Origin of the sequence: Marinobacter bryozoorum, from assembly GCF_023156245.1 — a bacterium.
GTDB lineage: Bacteria > Pseudomonadota > Gammaproteobacteria > Pseudomonadales > Oleiphilaceae > Marinobacter > Marinobacter bryozoorum.
This window is the reverse complement of record NZ_JAKZAH010000009.1, coordinates 55515-71013: the sequence shown is the minus strand read 5'-3', so window position 1 is coordinate 71013 and position 15499 is coordinate 55515. Positions and strand designations below refer to the sequence as shown.

General features: G+C 59.3%; 13 protein-coding genes. 2 read left to right on the top strand and 11 right to left on the bottom strand.

All coding sequences use genetic code 11. The annotated features are described in order from the left end of the window. Positions 1 to 2: 2 nt before the first annotated feature. The 6 genes from carB to grpE form a co-directional block, all read right to left on the bottom strand. Positions 3 to 3218: a carbamoyl-phosphate synthase large subunit gene (gene carB, locus MLC59_RS07520; RefSeq protein ID WP_248232928.1), complete on the bottom strand. Its 3216-nt coding sequence runs from the start codon at positions 3216 to 3218 to the stop codon at positions 3 to 5. A 72-nt stretch (positions 3219 to 3290) separates the two neighbouring features. Further along, complete coding sequence (gene carA, locus MLC59_RS07515; RefSeq protein ID WP_248232924.1) at positions 3291 to 4421, bottom strand: glutamine-hydrolyzing carbamoyl-phosphate synthase small subunit; 1131 nt, start codon at positions 4419 to 4421, stop codon at positions 3291 to 3293. Between the two features lie 439 nt (positions 4422 to 4860). Continuing rightward, the gene (dapB, locus tag MLC59_RS07510) at positions 4861 to 5667 is read right to left on the bottom strand and encodes a 4-hydroxy-tetrahydrodipicolinate reductase (protein ID WP_248232922.1); all 807 of its coding nucleotides are present in this window, start codon (positions 5665 to 5667) and stop codon (positions 4861 to 4863) included. Positions 5668 to 5675: 8 nt separating this feature from the next. Next, on the bottom strand, positions 5676 to 6803 hold the full coding sequence (gene dnaJ, locus MLC59_RS07505; protein ID WP_248232919.1) for a molecular chaperone DnaJ: 1128 nt from the start codon (positions 6801 to 6803) through the stop codon (positions 5676 to 5678). A 133-nt stretch (positions 6804 to 6936) separates the two neighbouring features. After that, positions 6937 to 8859 carry a molecular chaperone DnaK gene (gene dnaK / locus MLC59_RS07500; RefSeq protein WP_248232916.1) on the bottom strand — a complete coding sequence of 641 codons (1923 nt, stop codon included), beginning with the start codon at positions 8857 to 8859 and terminating at the stop codon, positions 6937 to 6939. Positions 8860 to 8983: 124 nt separating this feature from the next. After that, the gene (gene grpE / locus MLC59_RS07495) at positions 8984 to 9586 is read right to left on the bottom strand and encodes a nucleotide exchange factor GrpE (RefSeq protein WP_248232914.1); all 603 of its coding nucleotides are present in this window, start codon (positions 9584 to 9586) and stop codon (positions 8984 to 8986) included. Between the two features lie 211 nt (positions 9587 to 9797). On the opposite strand from grpE, the gene recN reads away from it, so the two are divergent. Continuing rightward, complete coding sequence (gene recN / locus MLC59_RS07490) at positions 9798 to 11474, top strand: DNA repair protein RecN (protein WP_248232912.1); 1677 nt, start codon at positions 9798 to 9800, stop codon at positions 11472 to 11474. A gap of 186 nt (positions 11475 to 11660) precedes the next feature. Here the strand turns inward: recN and fur are convergent, their stop codons facing one another. Then, positions 11661 to 12074, bottom strand: a complete 414-nt coding sequence (gene fur, locus MLC59_RS07485) for a ferric iron uptake transcriptional regulator (RefSeq protein ID WP_248232910.1) — start codon at positions 12072 to 12074, stop codon at positions 11661 to 11663. A gap of 104 nt (positions 12075 to 12178) precedes the next feature. Between fur and MLC59_RS07480 the strand changes: the two genes are divergently transcribed. Next, positions 12179 to 12514 carry an outer membrane protein assembly factor BamE gene (locus MLC59_RS07480; protein ID WP_248232908.1) on the top strand — a complete coding sequence of 112 codons (336 nt, stop codon included), beginning with the start codon at positions 12179 to 12181 and terminating at the stop codon, positions 12512 to 12514. Positions 12515 to 12536: 22 nt separating this feature from the next. Here MLC59_RS07480 and MLC59_RS07475 read toward each other — a convergent pair whose 3' ends face one another. The 4 genes from MLC59_RS07475 to tnpA form a co-directional block, all read right to left on the bottom strand. Continuing rightward, a complete protein-coding gene (locus MLC59_RS07475) occupies positions 12537 to 12824 on the bottom strand; it encodes an RnfH family protein (protein WP_248232905.1) in 288 nt (95 codons plus the stop codon). Then, positions 12824 to 13276 (bottom strand): type II toxin-antitoxin system RatA family toxin, encoded by a 453-nt coding sequence (locus MLC59_RS07470; protein ID WP_248232901.1) that lies wholly within the window; start codon positions 13274 to 13276, stop codon positions 12824 to 12826. The genes MLC59_RS07475 and MLC59_RS07470 overlap by 1 nt, the downstream gene beginning before the upstream one ends. Positions 13277 to 13385: 109 nt before the next feature. Continuing rightward, entirely contained in the window at positions 13386 to 14861 is a 1476-nt protein-coding gene (locus MLC59_RS07465) for a sodium-dependent transporter (protein ID WP_248232899.1), read from the bottom strand. A gap of 209 nt (positions 14862 to 15070) precedes the next feature. Next, on the bottom strand, positions 15071 to 15487 hold the full coding sequence (tnpA, locus tag MLC59_RS07460) for an IS200/IS605 family transposase (protein ID WP_248232897.1): 417 nt from the start codon (positions 15485 to 15487) through the stop codon (positions 15071 to 15073). Positions 15488 to 15499 lie beyond the last annotated feature (12 nt).

Genomic DNA, 15499 nt, shown 5'->3' with positions numbered 1-15499 from the left:
AATTACTTTCCTGAATGCAGTTCCTGCAGACGGCGTACCGTCCGCTCGGGTCCGAATTTGATCGCGCGGCAGAAGGCTTCGCCCCCGGCCAGCGTCGTTGTGTAGGTTACCTTGTGCTGCAGCGCCGACTGGCGAATCTGCGCAGAGTCCGCAATGGCCTTGCGACCTTCAGTGGTGTTGATGATCAGCTGGACCTTGCCGTTCTTGATGGCATCAACAATGTGCGGACGGCCTTCGCCCACCTTGTTGATCCGCTCAACCTCGAGGCCGGCTTCGCTGATTTCCTTTGCGGTGCCGGTCGTGGCCACCAGGCGGAAGCCGGATTCAATCAGGTCCCTGGCCAGTCTCACCACACCCGACTTGTCCACTTCCCTTACGGAAATGAACGCCGTGCCCTTGGCCGGGAGGCGCTCACCCGCGGCAAGGGCGGCCTTGGCGAAGGCTTCGTCGAAGCTGTCCCCAATACCCATAACTTCGCCGGTGGACTTCATCTCCGGCCCCAGGATGGGATCAACCGACGGGAACTTGTTGAACGGGAACACGGACTCCTTCACAGAGAAGTGCGTGGGCACGATTTCCTGGGTGAAGCCCTGCTCTTTCAGCGTCGTACCGGCCATACAACGGGCGGCAACCTTGGCCAGGGAGACACCCACCGCCTTGGAGACAAACGGCACGGTACGGGAAGCCCGCGGATTTACCTCGATCACGTAGATCTCGCCATCCTGCCAGGCCAGCTGTACGTTCATCAGGCCGATAACGTCCAGCTCAAGGGCCATTTTCTTGACCGCTTCGCGCATGTCATCCTGCACCTCTTTCGGCAGGGTGTACGGAGGCAGTGAACAGGCGGAGTCACCGGAGTGAACGCCAGCCTGTTCGATGTGCTGCATGATGCCGCCGATCACGACTTCCTTGCCGTCGCTGATGGCATCTATGTCGATTTCGATAGCGGCGTTGAGGAAGTGGTCCAGCAGTACCGGGCTGTCATTGGAGACCAGCACCGCGTCGCGCATGTAGCGCACCAGCTCTTCTTCGTTATAGACGATTTCCATGGCCCGGCCGCCCAGCACGTAGGACGGACGTACCACCAGTGGGTAGCCGATTTCCCGGGCCGCGACGATACCTTCCTCGTGGCTGCGTACGGTGGCGTTTTCCGGCTGCTTCAGACCCAGGCGGGTAATCATCTGCTGGAAACGCTCCCGGTCTTCAGCCCGGTCAATGGCATCCGGGCTGGTGCCGATGATGGGTACACCAGCCGCTTCCAGGCCACGGGCCAGCTTCAGCGGAGTCTGACCGCCGTACTGGACAATCACACCCTTGGGCTTTTCCTTGTAGACAATTTCCAGCACGTCTTCGAGGGTAATCGGCTCGAAGTAGAGCCGGTCACTGGTGTCATAGTCGGTGGAGACGGTTTCCGGGTTGCAGTTGATCATGATGGTTTCATAACCGTCCTCACGCATAGCAAGGGCGGCGTGCACACAGCAATAATCAAACTCTATGCCCTGGCCGATCCGGTTGGGACCGCCACCGATAACAACGATCTTCTCCCGGTCCGACGGCTCGGCCTCGCACTCTTCCTCATAGGTTGAGTACATGTACGCCGTGTCGGAAGCAAACTCCGCCGCGCAGGTGTCCACCCGCTTGTACACCGGGCGCACATCAAAGTCATGGCGCAGCTTGCGCAGGGACACCTCGGAAATGCCCAGCAGCTTGGCCAGGCGGCCATCGGAGAAGCCCTTGCGCTTGAGGCGGAACAGGGTGTCACGATCAATGTCGGACTTGCCGGCGGTTTTCAGCGCGGCTTCCTCGCGGATCAGGTCTTCGATCTGCACCAAGTACCAGGGGTCTACCTTGGTATGGCGGAACACCTCGTCCACGGTCATGCCGGCCCGGAAGGCCTCACCAATAAACCACAGGCGGTCAGCACCGGGTACGTTCAACTCCTTGATCAGGACCTCGCGACCTTCGGTGGTGTCCAGGTCGACTTTTTCCTCGAAGCCTTCGGAGCCCACTTCCAGGCCACGCATGGCTTTCTGGACGGATTCCTGGAAGGTACGACCAATGGCCATCACCTCACCCACGGATTTCATCTGGGTGGTCAGGCGGGCATCGGCCTGGGGGAACTTCTCGAAGGTGAACCGGGGAATCTTGGTGACCACATAGTCGATACTGGGCTCGAAGGACGCCGGGGTAACACCGCCGGTGATGTCATTCTGCAGCTCGTCCAGGGTGTAACCCACGGCCAGCTTGGCCGCCACCTTGGCAATGGGGAAGCCGGTTGCCTTGGAGGCCAGTGCCGAGGAACGGGATACCCGCGGGTTCATCTCGATCACCACCATGCGGCCGTTGTCCGGGTTCACCCCGAACTGCACGTTGGAGCCGCCGGTTTCCACACCGATTTCACGCAGCACCGCCAGCGAGGCGTTCCGCATGATCTGGTATTCCTTGTCGGTGAGGGTCTGGGCCGGTGCCACGGTTATGGAGTCACCGGTGTGCACGCCCATGGCGTCGAAGTTCTCGATGGCGCAGACGATGATGCAGTTGTCGTTCTTGTCCCGAACGACCTCCATCTCGTATTCCTTCCAGCCGATCAGTGACTCGTCAATCAGCAGTTCGTTGGTGGGGGACAGGTCCAGCCCGCGGGTGCAGATTTCCTCGAACTCGTCCCGGTTGTAGGCAATACCACCGCCGGAGCCACCCATGGTGAAGGACGGGCGGATAATGCAGGGGAAGCCGATGTCATCCGCCACCTTCCAGGCTTCTTCCATGGAGTGGGCAATGGTCGCCTTGGGGCACTCCAGGCCGATTTTCTTCATGGCCTTGTCGAAGCGGTCCCGGTCCTCGGCCTTGTCGATGGTATCGGCGTTGGCGCCGATCATTTCCACACCGTGCTTCTCGAGGATACCGTGTTTTTCCAGGTCGAGGGCGCAGTTCAGCGCGGTCTGGCCACCCATGGTAGGCAGCAGGGCGTCCGGCTGCTCCTTCTCGATGATCTTCTCGACGGTTTTCCAGGTGATCGGTTCGATGTAGGTGGCATCCGCCATGGCCGGGTCGGTCATGATGGTGGCCGGGTTGGAGTTCACCAGGATAACCCGGTAACCCTCTTCGCGCAGGGCCTTGCAGGCCTGGGCTCCGGAGTAGTCAAATTCACACGCCTGGCCAATCACAATGGGGCCAGCGCCCAGGATCAGGATGCTCTTGATGTCGGTCCGCTTTGGCATTTCTCAGTCAACCTGTCAGCAAAAATTCGGAATCGTCGGGCCTTTCGGCGACGCTGTGTCGGATACCACCGCTTACGCGGTACGGGCTTCCATCAGCCGGATAAATTCGTCAAACAGCGGGGCCACGTCGTGGGGGCCCGGGCTGGCTTCCGGATGACCCTGGAAGCTGAACGCCGGCTTGTCAGTGCGTCGGATACCCTGCAGCGTGCCGTCGAACAGGGACTTGTGGGTCGCCTCCACGTTGTCCGGCAGTGTGTTTTCGTCCACGGCAAAGCCGTGGTTCTGGCTGGTGATCATCACCGTGCCGTCTTTCAGGTTCTGGACCGGGTGGTTGGCGCCGTGGTGGCCGTGACCCATTTTGACGGTCTTGGCGCCACTGGCCAGCGCCAGCAGCTGATGCCCCAGGCAGATACCGAATACCGGAATCTCTGTTTCCAGCACTTCACTGATGGCGGTAATGGCATAGTCGCAAGGCTCGGGGTCACCGGGGCCGTTGGACAGGAAGATGCCATCCGGATTCATCGCCAGTACCTCTGAGGCCGGGGTTTGTGCCGGCACGATGGTCAGCTCACAGCCGCGGCTGGCCAGCATGCGCAGGATGTTCTTCTTGACGCCGTAATCCCAGGCCACCACCTTGAAGCGGCTTTCGGAACGCTTACCGTAGCCCTCGCCCAGGGCCCACTCGGTCTCGTCCCAGCTCCAGGTATCTTTCCGGCAGACTTCCTTCGCCAGGTCCATGCCCTTGAGGCCGGGAAAGGCCTTGGCCAGCTCCAGCGCATGGTCATCGGTGGCATGCTTGCCCGCGACGATAGCGCCATTCTGGGAGCCCTTGTCCCGCAGGATCCGGGTCAGGCGCCGGGTATCGATGCCGGCAATGCCGATCTTGCCGTTTTCACTCAGATACTCGGAGAGCGTCTTCTGGCTGCGCCAGTTGCTGGCCATCAGCGGCAGGTCGCGGATGATCAGGCCGGCTGCCTGGATGTGGTCGGACTCCACGTCTTCGTCGTTGATACCGGTATTGCCAATGTGAGGATAGGTCAGAGTGACAATCTGTCGGGCGTAGGACGGATCCGTGAGAATCTCCTGGTAGCCGGTCATGGCGGTATTGAAGACCACCTCACCGCTGGTTTCTCCCTCGGCGCCAATGGCGACGCCGTGGAACAGGCTTCCGTCTGCGAGTGCAAGGATGGCAGGTGTACTCAAGGCTTGTATCCTCAATCGGGTTCGTGTGGGCGAACGGGAACGCAAGCGCAAATTCAGGTCGCAAAAAAGCGAGAGGGGGTGTTGCCCCGTCCCGCTTTCTTGTTCCGCCGTCAGGACTGGTCCGGACCCCGGGCGGGCTTTGTCATTGGCTACGCTTGGTGCAGTTAAATCGCCTTATTGTAGGAAATTCGGCGATCTGTGTCCATCTGAAAGACCTTTATAGCCACGGAACCCACAGAAGAACACGGAAAAAAAATAGAAAGATAAAGAATTTATTGGCCACTAAATCCACGAAAACCACGAAACAAAAGACAAAAACAGCCTTTCTGACAGGACCGCTTTTTGGCCATTGGTTTTCTTTCGTGGTTTTCGTGGATTTAGTGGCTGAATTCTTTCATCTTTTTCTTCCGTGTCCTTCCGTGGATTCCGTGGCAAAAAATCAGTCTTTAAGACCCAGAACATCCTGCATATCGTACAAACCGGCCGGCTTGCCCTGCAGCCAGCGGGCGGCGCGTACGGCGCCCTTGGCGAAGGTCATACGGCTGCTGGCCTTGTGGGTGAGCTCGATGCGCTCGCCCATGGTCGCGAAGAGTACGGTGTGATCACCCACCACGTCACCGGCGCGGATGGTTTCGAAGCCGATTTCCTTTTGTGAGCGTTCACCAGTGAAGCCTTCGCGGCCGTAGACGGCACATTCCTTCAGGTCGCGCCCGAGGGCATCGGCGACCACCTCACCCAGGCGCAGGGCCGTTCCGGAGGGCGCGTCCTTCTTGTGGCGGTGGTGGGCCTCGATGATTTCCACGTCGTAGTCATCACCCAGCACCGAGGCCGCCTTGTGCAGCAGGTCGAGCATCACGTTGATACCCACGCTCATGTTCGGGGCGAAGACCACCGGGGTTTTCTCGGCGGCCACCATCACCTGCTCTTTTTCGGCATCGGTCAGCCCGGTGGTGCCGATGATCACTGCCTTGCCATGCTGGCTGCAGAACTCCAGGTTCTCCAGGGTCAGGTCCGGGAAGGTAAAGTCGATCAGGATGTCGAAGGCGTCTTTTACATCGGCCACATTACCCGCGAGGGCAACGCCGTTCTTGCCGATCCCGGCCATTTCACCCGCGTCGGCTCCGATCAGCGAGCTTTCAGGGTGGACAATGGCAGCCCCGAGTGTGAGATCGTCGGCCTCATCGATGGCCTCGATCAACACCTTACCCATACGTCCGGCTGCGCCGGTAACGCCTATCCGTGTCATGGCGGACCTCAGAATTTCATTTCATCGAAGAAGTTTTTCACGCCCTCAAACCAGGAAGTCTTGCGCGGGCCATGGTTGTTCCCATTGTTGCCGTCCAGGGTTTCCTGGAACTGCTCCATCAGGTCTTTCTGCTTCTTGGTCAGGTTAACCGGTGTCTCCACCATCACCCGACACAGCAAATCACCGGCAGGGCCGCCACGCACCGGGGATACCCCCTTGTTGCGCAGGCGGAACAGCTTGCCGGTCTGCGTTTCCGGCGGAATCTTCAGCTTTACGCGCCCATCGAGGGTGGGCACTTCCAGTTCGCCACCGAGGGCCGCATCAACAATGCTGATGGGTACTTCACAATAGAGGTTGCGACCATCGCGGGTAAAGATGGAGTGCTCACGCACAGAGACCTGGACGTACAGGTCACCCGAGGGGCCACCCTCAATGCCCATCTCGCCTTCACCAGAAAGGCGGATACGATCGCCGGTATCCACTCCCGGCGGCACCTTGACGGAAAGAGTTTTCTCTTCCTGCAGGCGACCGGCGCCGTGGCACTTCTTACACGGATTCTTGATAGTCTGACCACTACCACGACAGGTAGGACAGGCCTGCTGCACAGTAAAGAATCCCTGTTGCATCCGAACCTGGCCCATGCCCTTGCAGGTGCCGCAGGTTTCAGGCCGGGAGCCCTTTTCAGCACCACTGCCTTCACACACGTCACATTCCACATGACCGGGCACGCGGATCTTTACTGTGGTGCCGTGTACGGCTTCTTCCAGGTCCAGCTCCAGGGTATAGCGCAGATCGGCGCCACGATTGGAGCGACCGCGACCGCCACCACCGAAGATGTCGCCAAACACATCTCCGAAAATATCGGAAAAGCTGGCACCACCACCGCCGAAGCCGCCGCCACCGGCCTGGCCATCCACCCCGGCGTGACCAAACTGGTCGTAGGCAGCCCGCTTGTTGGGGTCCATAAGAACGTCGTAGGCTTCCGTGGCCTCCTTGAACCTGGCTTCGGCGTCAGCGTCGTCCGGGTTACGGTCCGGATGGTACTTCATCGCGAGCTTGCGATACGCCCGCTTGATCTCCTTCTCGTCCGTATCCCGGGTGACGCCGAGAACGTCGTAGTAGTCACGTTTGGCCATGCTGGAAAAACCCTGTTGAAAACCTGTCTGTGCTCATTGAATACGGGCCCTGTCACGCCAGAACCCGATGCTCTCAAACGCAGAAAACGCGGGGGCCTTCACCCCCGCGCCGTGTCTGCTATCGCGATATTGCTTATCGCTTGTCGTCGTCTTTGACTTCCTCGAACTCGGCGTCCACCGCATCATCGGCGCCGCCACTGGCCTGCTCTTCGCCGCCAGCCTGCTGAGCCTGCTCGCCCTGCTCGGCGTACATCTTCTGGGCCAGCTCACCGGAAGCCTCGGTCAGCTTCTGGGTCTTGGCCTCGATGTCGTCCTTGTCAGAGCCTTCCAGCGCTTCTTCGAGTTCCTTGATAGCAGCCTCGATGGTTTCCTTCTCGCTATCCGTGACCTTGTCACCGGCATCGTTCAGGGTCTTGCGCACGGTGTGAACCATGGCGTCACCCTGGTTACGGGCCTGCACCAGCTCCTCGAACTTGCGATCTTCCTCGGCGTTGGCCTCGGCGTCGTTCACCATCTTCTCGATTTCGTCATCGTTCAGACCGGAAGAGGCCTTGATCACGATGGACTGCTCCTTGCCGGTGGCCTTGTCCTTGGCGGACACGTTGAGGATACCGTTGGCATCGATATCGAAGGTCACCTCAATCTGCGGCACACCGCGTGGCGCCGGCGGGATATCCGCCAGGTCGAAGCGGCCCAGTGACTTGTTCTGGGACGCCTGCTTGCGCTCACCCTGGACCACGTGGATGGTTACCGCGGTCTGGTTGTCATCAGCCGTGGAGAACGTCTGCGACTTCTTGGTCGGAATGGTGGTGTTCTTGTCGATCAGCGGCGTGGCCACTCCACCCATAGTCTCGATGCCCAGGGTCAGCGGGGTCACGTCCAGCAGCAGTACGTCTTTCACATCACCGGAAAGTACCGCGCCCTGGATAGCTGCACCAACAGCAACGGCCTCGTCCGGGTTAACATCCTTGCGGGCTTCCTTACCGAAGAAGTTCTTCACCTTCTCCTGAACCAGCGGCATACGGGTCTGCCCGCCCACCAGGATAACCTCGTCCACTTCGTTAGCGGACAGGCCAGCATCCTTCAGGGCCACCTTACAGGGCTCAAGGCTGCGTTCGACCAGTTCCTCTACCAGCGACTCGAGTTTGGCCCGGGTCAGCTTGACGTTCATGTGCTTGGGACCGCTCTGGTCAGCCGTGATGTACGGCAGGTTAACGTCGGTCTGCTGGCTGCTGGACAGCTCGATCTTGGCTTTCTCGGCGGCTTCCTTCAGGCGTTGCATGGCCAGGGAGTCGCCACGCAGGTCGATACCGCTGTCCTTCTTGAACTGGTCCGCCAGGTACTCGATAACCTTCAGGTCGAAGTCTTCACCACCCAGGAAGGTGTCACCGTTGGTGGCCAGCACTTCAAACTGGTGCTCACCGTCCACGTCGGCAATCTCGATGATAGACAGGTCGAAAGTACCACCGCCCAGGTCATAGACAGCCACGGTGCGGTCACCGCTCTGCTTGTCCATGCCGTAAGCCAGGGCTGCAGCGGTCGGCTCGTTGATAATCCGCTTAACTTCGAGGCCCGCGATCTTGCCCGCGTCCTTGGTGGCCTGGCGCTGGCTGTCGTTGAAGTAGGCCGGTACGGTGATTACCGCCTCGGTCACTTTCTCGCCCAGGTAGTCCTCGGCCGTCTTCTTCATCTTCTTGAGCACTTCCGCAGATACCTGCGGCGGCGCCATCTTCTCGCCCTTCACTTCTACCCAGGCATCACCGTTGTCAGCCTTGGCGATTTTATAGGGCACCATCTCGATGTCTTTCTGGACGACGTCGTCCTCGAAACGACGACCGATCAGACGCTTGATGGCGTAAAGGGTATTGTGGGGGTTGGTGACCGCCTGGCGCTTCGCAGACTGACCGACCAGGGTCTCACCATCGTCGGTGTAGGCGATGATGGACGGCGTGGTGCGGTCGCCTTCGGCGTTTTCGATCACCTTGACCTTGTCGCCATCCATGATGGCAACACAGGAGTTGGTCGTACCCAGGTCGATACCGATAATTTTGCTCATGAAATCACTCCAGTTAGCTATTCAGTCCGAAATGCCTTGCAGTCCGGCTTGTTCTGATTCGGTGCCGGCGAGAGTGCCGGCTTGTTGACTGTTACCTGCCTATATTGGCGCCGATGACGACTTTTCAAGCCTGCTCATCGATTTTTCGCGCATCCTCGGCCTTGGCGACCACTACCATGGCCGGACGAACCAGGCGTTCGTTCAGGGTGTAACCCTTCTGCACCACTGCCACTACGGAGTTCGGTTCCGCATCCGGCGCCGGCACCATGGACATGGCTTCGTGCAGCTGGGGATCAAACGGCTCACCCACCGGATTGACCTGCTGAACGTTGAACTTGCCCAGGCTCTTCATGAACAGGTCCAGGGTCATTTCCACCCCTTCACGGATGGAAACAACCAGCTCGTCGCTGCTTTGCTGGTTCTCGGTGCTCTCGACCGCCTTTTCCAGGCTGTCGGCCACCGGCAGCAGTTCCTTGACGAACTTTTCCAGCGCAAACTTGTGAGCCTTCTCCACATCGATTTCGGCACGGCGACGCACGTTCTGCATCTCGGCCTGTGTTCTCAGCATCTGATCCTGCATTTCCTGCATGCGGGCTTCCATGGAGTCCGCATCGTTTTCAGGGTCCGGGGTTTCCCCTTCCTGCGTCTCAGACACCGGCTCACCGGCGCGCTCTTCCGCCTTCATTTCTTCATCGACTTTCTCGTTGCGATTCTCGTCAGCGCTCATCAGCTACTCCCGCTTGTTTCTGTGTGCGCGGCTGGCCGCGCCATACCCAATGATGGTGAAAACTTGCAACGGATATGGGGCCCAAACCATCGCTTTCAACCACCCCGAATTCACAGAAACTGAACTACTGGGTTTGCATACAGCCTTTTTGCTGTATATATTCACAGATACTGTATACGCCAACAGTGTTCGAGACTCAGGGAGACGCCTCATGCTGACTCAACTCACGGTTTCCAATTACGCCATCGCCGAAAGGGTGGAACTGCAATTCCAGCAGGGCATGACCGCCCTGACCGGTGAAACCGGCGCCGGCAAATCCATTGTGCTGGATGCCCTGGGGCTGGCCATGGGAGGCCGCGGCGATGCCAGCGCTGTTCGCCATGGCGCCAAGCGTGCCGACATTACCGCCAGCTTTGATATCAGCCGCATCGATGAAGCCCGTGACTGGCTGGAAGACCAGGACCTGGATGACGGTAATGACTGCATCCTGCGCCGGGTCATTGGCCGTGACGGACGCTCCAGGGCCTACATAAATGGCCAGCCCTGCCCCCTGAACCAGCTCAAGGAGCTGGGCGCGACACTGATGGACATCCACAGCCAGCACCAGCATCAGTCACTGCTGAAAAAGGACACCCACCGACGCCTGCTGGATGAGTTCTCCAGTGCAGAAGACCTTGCCATCAAGACCCGCCTGGCCTGGAAACAATGGCACCAGGCCCGGGAACGGCTACTGAGCCGGCAGCAGAATGCTGATGAAACCGAGGCCCGCCTGCAACTGCTGCGTTACCAGGTGGAAGAACTCGACCGCCTGGCGTTGCAAGAAGGCGAACAGGCCACCCTGGAACAGGAACAGGAGCAGCTTAGCCACGCGGAAACTGTGCGCCAGGCCAGTCACCAGGCGGCCATGCTCTGCTCCGAGGATGAAACCAGCGCCGCAGACCTGGTGCGCCAGGCCCTGTCCCAACTGGAACAGCTACCAGTGGAAGTCCCTGCCCTGGCGGATACGCTGCAGATGCTGAACGAGGCGCAGATCCAGCTAACGGAAGCTGGCAGCAACCTGGTGCACTTCGTGGAGGACTATGAGGCGGACCCGCAACGCCTGCAGGAAGTGGAGGAGCGACTCAGCGCCATCTACCAGCTGGCCCGCAAGCACCGGGTACAGCCTGAAGAACTGACCGAGCTTCATATGCGCCTGAGTGACGAACTGGCCGAGCTGGACGACAACGAAGGCAGCCTGGAGCAAATGGAAGCTGACGTAGAGAACTACCGCAAGGCTTACCAGACCGTCGCAGACAAACTGTCAGAAGCCCGCCGCGAGGGCGCCGCCACCCTGGACCAGCGGGTAGCCACCGAGCTGGCAGAGCTGGGAATGCCGACCATGCAGTTCATCAGTCACCTGGATGCCAGCAACGGGGAGCCCAGCGCCACCGGTAACGAGGAGGTTGAATTCCTGATCAGCGCCAACCCCGGCCAGCCGGCCCGCCCGCTGGCCAAGGTCGCCTCCGGCGGCGAACTGTCACGGATCAGCCTTGCCATCCAGGTGGTCGTTGCCCAGACCTCAACCACTCCCACACTGGTATTCGACGAGGTGGACGTAGGCATCGGCGGCGGTACGGCGGAAGTGGTCGGGCGGCTGCTACGGTCCCTGGGCGAAAGCGGGCAGATCATCTGCGTCACCCACCTGCCACAGGTGGCAGCCCAGAGCCATCAGCACCTGTTTGTCAGCAAGTTCACGGAAGCCGACGCGACTTTCTCAAGGATTGAAGCACTCAATGATCAGGGCCGTATCAGTGAAGTGGCCCGGATGCTTGGTGGCGTGGACATGACCGAGCAGACCCTGGCCCATGCCCGGGAAATGTACACCAAGGGTCAGGCGACCCATCACTGAATCACGGTCCATGCGGCGGTAACCGCCAAGCCAGGAGAATAGCTTCCTTCGGCTCTCACAGATTCCCTTCTCACCTGAGAGCTTTTTGAGCGCCGCCCCGGCGCTCTTTTTTTGTTACAGGAAACAAAAAGCAAAGACAGGAGGTACGCCCGGCCACCCTCAGGTTACCGAGCGCTATTGGCAGGTTCAGGACTTTTGCAGCGGCTTCACGTAAAGGATCAGGCTGTGGTCCACGATTTCGTAGCCATGCTCTTCGGCGATCTTCTTCTGACGCTCCTCGATCACCTCGTCGACGAACTCAATGACGTCGCCGGTCTGGGTGCATACCATGTGGTCATGGTGATCATCACCAGCCATCTCGAACACGGCATGCCCGCCCTCGAAGTTGTGGCGGAGAACCAACCCGGCCGCTTCAAACTGGGTCAGCACCCGGTAGACAGTTGCCAACCCCACATCATCACCCTGCTCCAGCAGCTTCTTGTACACGTCTTCAGCGCTGAGGTGGTGTTCTTCCGCATTTTCCAGGATATTGAAGATCTTTACCCTGGGCAGCGTGACCTTCAGGCCCACTTTGCGCAGTTCGGCGTTTTCAGATGACATAATGCTGTTCGCTCTTTGGTGTGTTCAGTGCTTCCGGTATTATAGCGCCATATTGCGACTCATAAACCGTTTCATTTCCAGCCAAAAAAGGACATCTGTCCCTGATGCACCTTCTTACCAGACTTGCCCCCGTACTCCTGCTGACCATGCTTGCCGGCTGCGTATTCCCCGGTGTCTACAAGATCAATGTCCAGCAAGGTAACATCATTTCCGAGGAAGAACTTAGCCAGCTGGAACCGGGCATGTCTCGTTCCCAGGTGCGCTCTGTGCTGGGCACCCCGATGATGCTGAACCCGGCAGACACTTCGGTCGAGTACTATACCTACACGTTCCAGGAAGCCGGCGGCGAGATACGGGAACAGAAGGTTATCGTCCATTACGATGGCGACACCTTCACCCATATGGAGAAACAGCTGCTGGACGATCTGCCAGCTTACTGATTCCTGCCGTACAGGGCCCTGGTCAGCCCTCGCCCTGCTTCTTTCGGGCCCGGTTCAACCGGGCCTGCTTGGGATCAATCTTGAGCGGTCGATACAGCTCGACCCGATCCCCGTCCCGCAGTACATGTTCCGCGGACGACTTGACCACCTTACCGAAGATACCCATGTCCGTCTGCTCTGGATCCAGCCCGGAGAAGTGCGATTCAATTCCGGAACGACGCACAGCATCCAGCATCGTCGTCCCCTCTTCCACTTCGACAGGAATGATTTCCTGGCGTTCCGGTGTTGCGTAGGCTACTTCCACACGCATCAGCGGTTCACCAGGGCATCGGTATAGACTTCATTCGCCCGGCGACAAAACGCCTCTACCAGGGTATTCGCAGCCTGGCTGAACACCGGCCCGAACGTCATGCGCGCCAGCGAGCCCGAGAACTCGAAATCCAGCTGCAAGGTTACCTTGCAGGCATTCTCATCCAGTGGCTTGAAATGCCAGCGCCCCTGCAAGTCACGGAATGGTCCATCCACCAGCTTCATGTCGATACGCTGTGGTGACAGTAATTCGTTACGTGTGGTGAGGCGATGGCGCATACCGCCCTTGGCCACCTCCAGCGACGCCAGGACCTCGGCACCGGTACGTTCATGTATCTCTGCACCGGCGCACCAGGGCAGGAAGTCAGGATAGCGGGCGATATCGTCAACCAGGGCAAACATGCGCTCGGCAGAATGCATCACCAGGGCGCTTTTATCGATCTGATGGGCCATGAAACCTCGGAGTCTTGCAGTGACTTCTTTCTGAATATACTGAGCCCATGATATCCGATTTCGTGCCGGTTGCGGCAGTCGTGGCACTTCCTGATACCAGAACCGGAACTCAGTACTCTGCGGCCTTACCCGGCCCTCTGCGCTTCTCGTCCTCAGCCGGCAGCTCATGTGCTGACGGCGTACACCAGCCCAGCTCGCCATCGTCACACAACAACTTCAGCGACATTACGGAGTAGCCGACGCCCACCCCAATCACAATCAAGGGCAACAGGTAGCGCAAGGCAAAGCGCCACATGGTGACCAGCCAGTCCTGCGTATCACCAAGCAAACCGGTCAGGTAGTTCACCGGTGTCATCCACCCCAGGAATATTGCCAGGCCAGCCGCGACGGCCGGTATCAAAATGCCACTGGTCAGCAGCTCGATCCAGCGGAAGGGCGTCAGTCCCGCCACCTGGAAATCTGCCCATATATTGAAGGAATACAGCGTAACCAGTCCCGCCAGCCACGCACACACAAGCACCAGCAGCACCGAGACCGGGCGCGGAGCGATCACCCACTCCCGCAGCCAGCTGACAACCGTCTCCGCCAGTACCAGTGCCGAGGTCCAGGCCACCAGCATAATCAGGGTAAACACTGCCGTCGCCAGTAACTGGTGATGCTCCAGGCCTCCAAGGCCCACCGGCAGGGCCACGAACACCAGCCCGAACCCCCGCACATCACCGGAGCCGTCGAACGACTCGGCAATTCCGTAGATCACCACGCCCGCCAGCACACCCACGGCGGTATCCAGCAGGGCGACACCGAACACCGAACGTTTGAACGGGGAGCCCGGGGCCATCAACGCCCCCAGAACCGCCCAGATGCCCAGCCCGATACCCAGGGTGTAAAACGCGTGGGACAACGCAAACCAGGCCGTGTCACTGCTGACGTCCTGCCACCGGAAGCCGGCCACGGATTCCAGCGCAGCGGGCCCGACACCCCGCTCCCAGCTCCACCACAACAGGCCAAGCAGCAAGGCCAGGAACGCCGGCATGACCAGTCGGAACGCCCGCTCGACCAGCTCCTGCCGGAACGCCACCGCTCCCACAAGGATAATGAAAAACAGGTGCCAGGCCATAAAACCGCGATAGTCATAGGGGCTCTCCACCAGCTCTGCCAGCATGCCCGTCATGGACAGGGGCGTGGCATTACCAAACCGGCCGAAGGCACCATAGAACACATAGGCCAGACAGATAGAACCAATCACCAGGGTAATCGACAGAACCAGGAAGCCGGACAGCACACTCACCCGGCCCAGCCACCGCCAGCGGGGGGACAGGTAGCGATCCCGGGTTTCCGAGCGCAAGGCAAGCACCAGGTTATGCCGGTGCCGGCGCCCCAGTGCGGCTTCTGCCAGCAGTAAAGGAAGGGTAATGACCAGCAAGAAGAAAAGGTAAAGCAGCACAAAGTAACCGCCGCCAAACTGACTGGCCAGCCACGGGAAGTGCCAGAGATTACCCAGACCGATGGTTGCGGCCGCAGCTGCCCAGAAGAAGGTACTGCGCCCGGACCAGAGCCCCAGTGTTGTCTTTGGTGGTGTTGGCATTGGCATCCTTGTTGACTACGTCGACATCAGTCCTCTCTCCGGCCATCTGGACCTTGTCGCCGGAGAAGGCACAGGGGATTGTAGCTGAATTCCGCCGGCCGGGGCCCGGCTGGTGACCCCATATCGCCAACTGGGTTATCCACCACACCGTAAAGCCCGGTCATTCATGGCGGGGATATAAGGTGAGAGCGGCATCGCCGCTCCATGGGTCAATGTGGTGTTTGCTGTTGCTCGATGTACTGGCGAATGATCTCTATCGGCGCGCCACCACAACTGGATGCAAAGTAAGACGGCGACCAGAGGACGCCTTTGTAATAGAACCTCGACGCGATATCGGGTCGCTCCTTTCGTAGTACGCGACTGGAAGCGCCCTTTAAGCTGTTCACCAGAGATGATACCGCCACCTTGGGCGGATAATTCACCAGCAGGTGAACATGATCGGCCTCGCCATCCATTTCCTTTAGTTCTGCATCAAAACCGGCACAGATGTTTGTGAACAGCTCCCGCAAGCGATCTATGGCGTCCTTGTCGAAGACGGTTTTGCGGTATTTGGCCACAAAGACCAAGTGAACGTGCATCACAAAAATGCAGTGGCGACCTTTTCTTATATCGTTGCTTTGTTTCATAGACCAAACTAT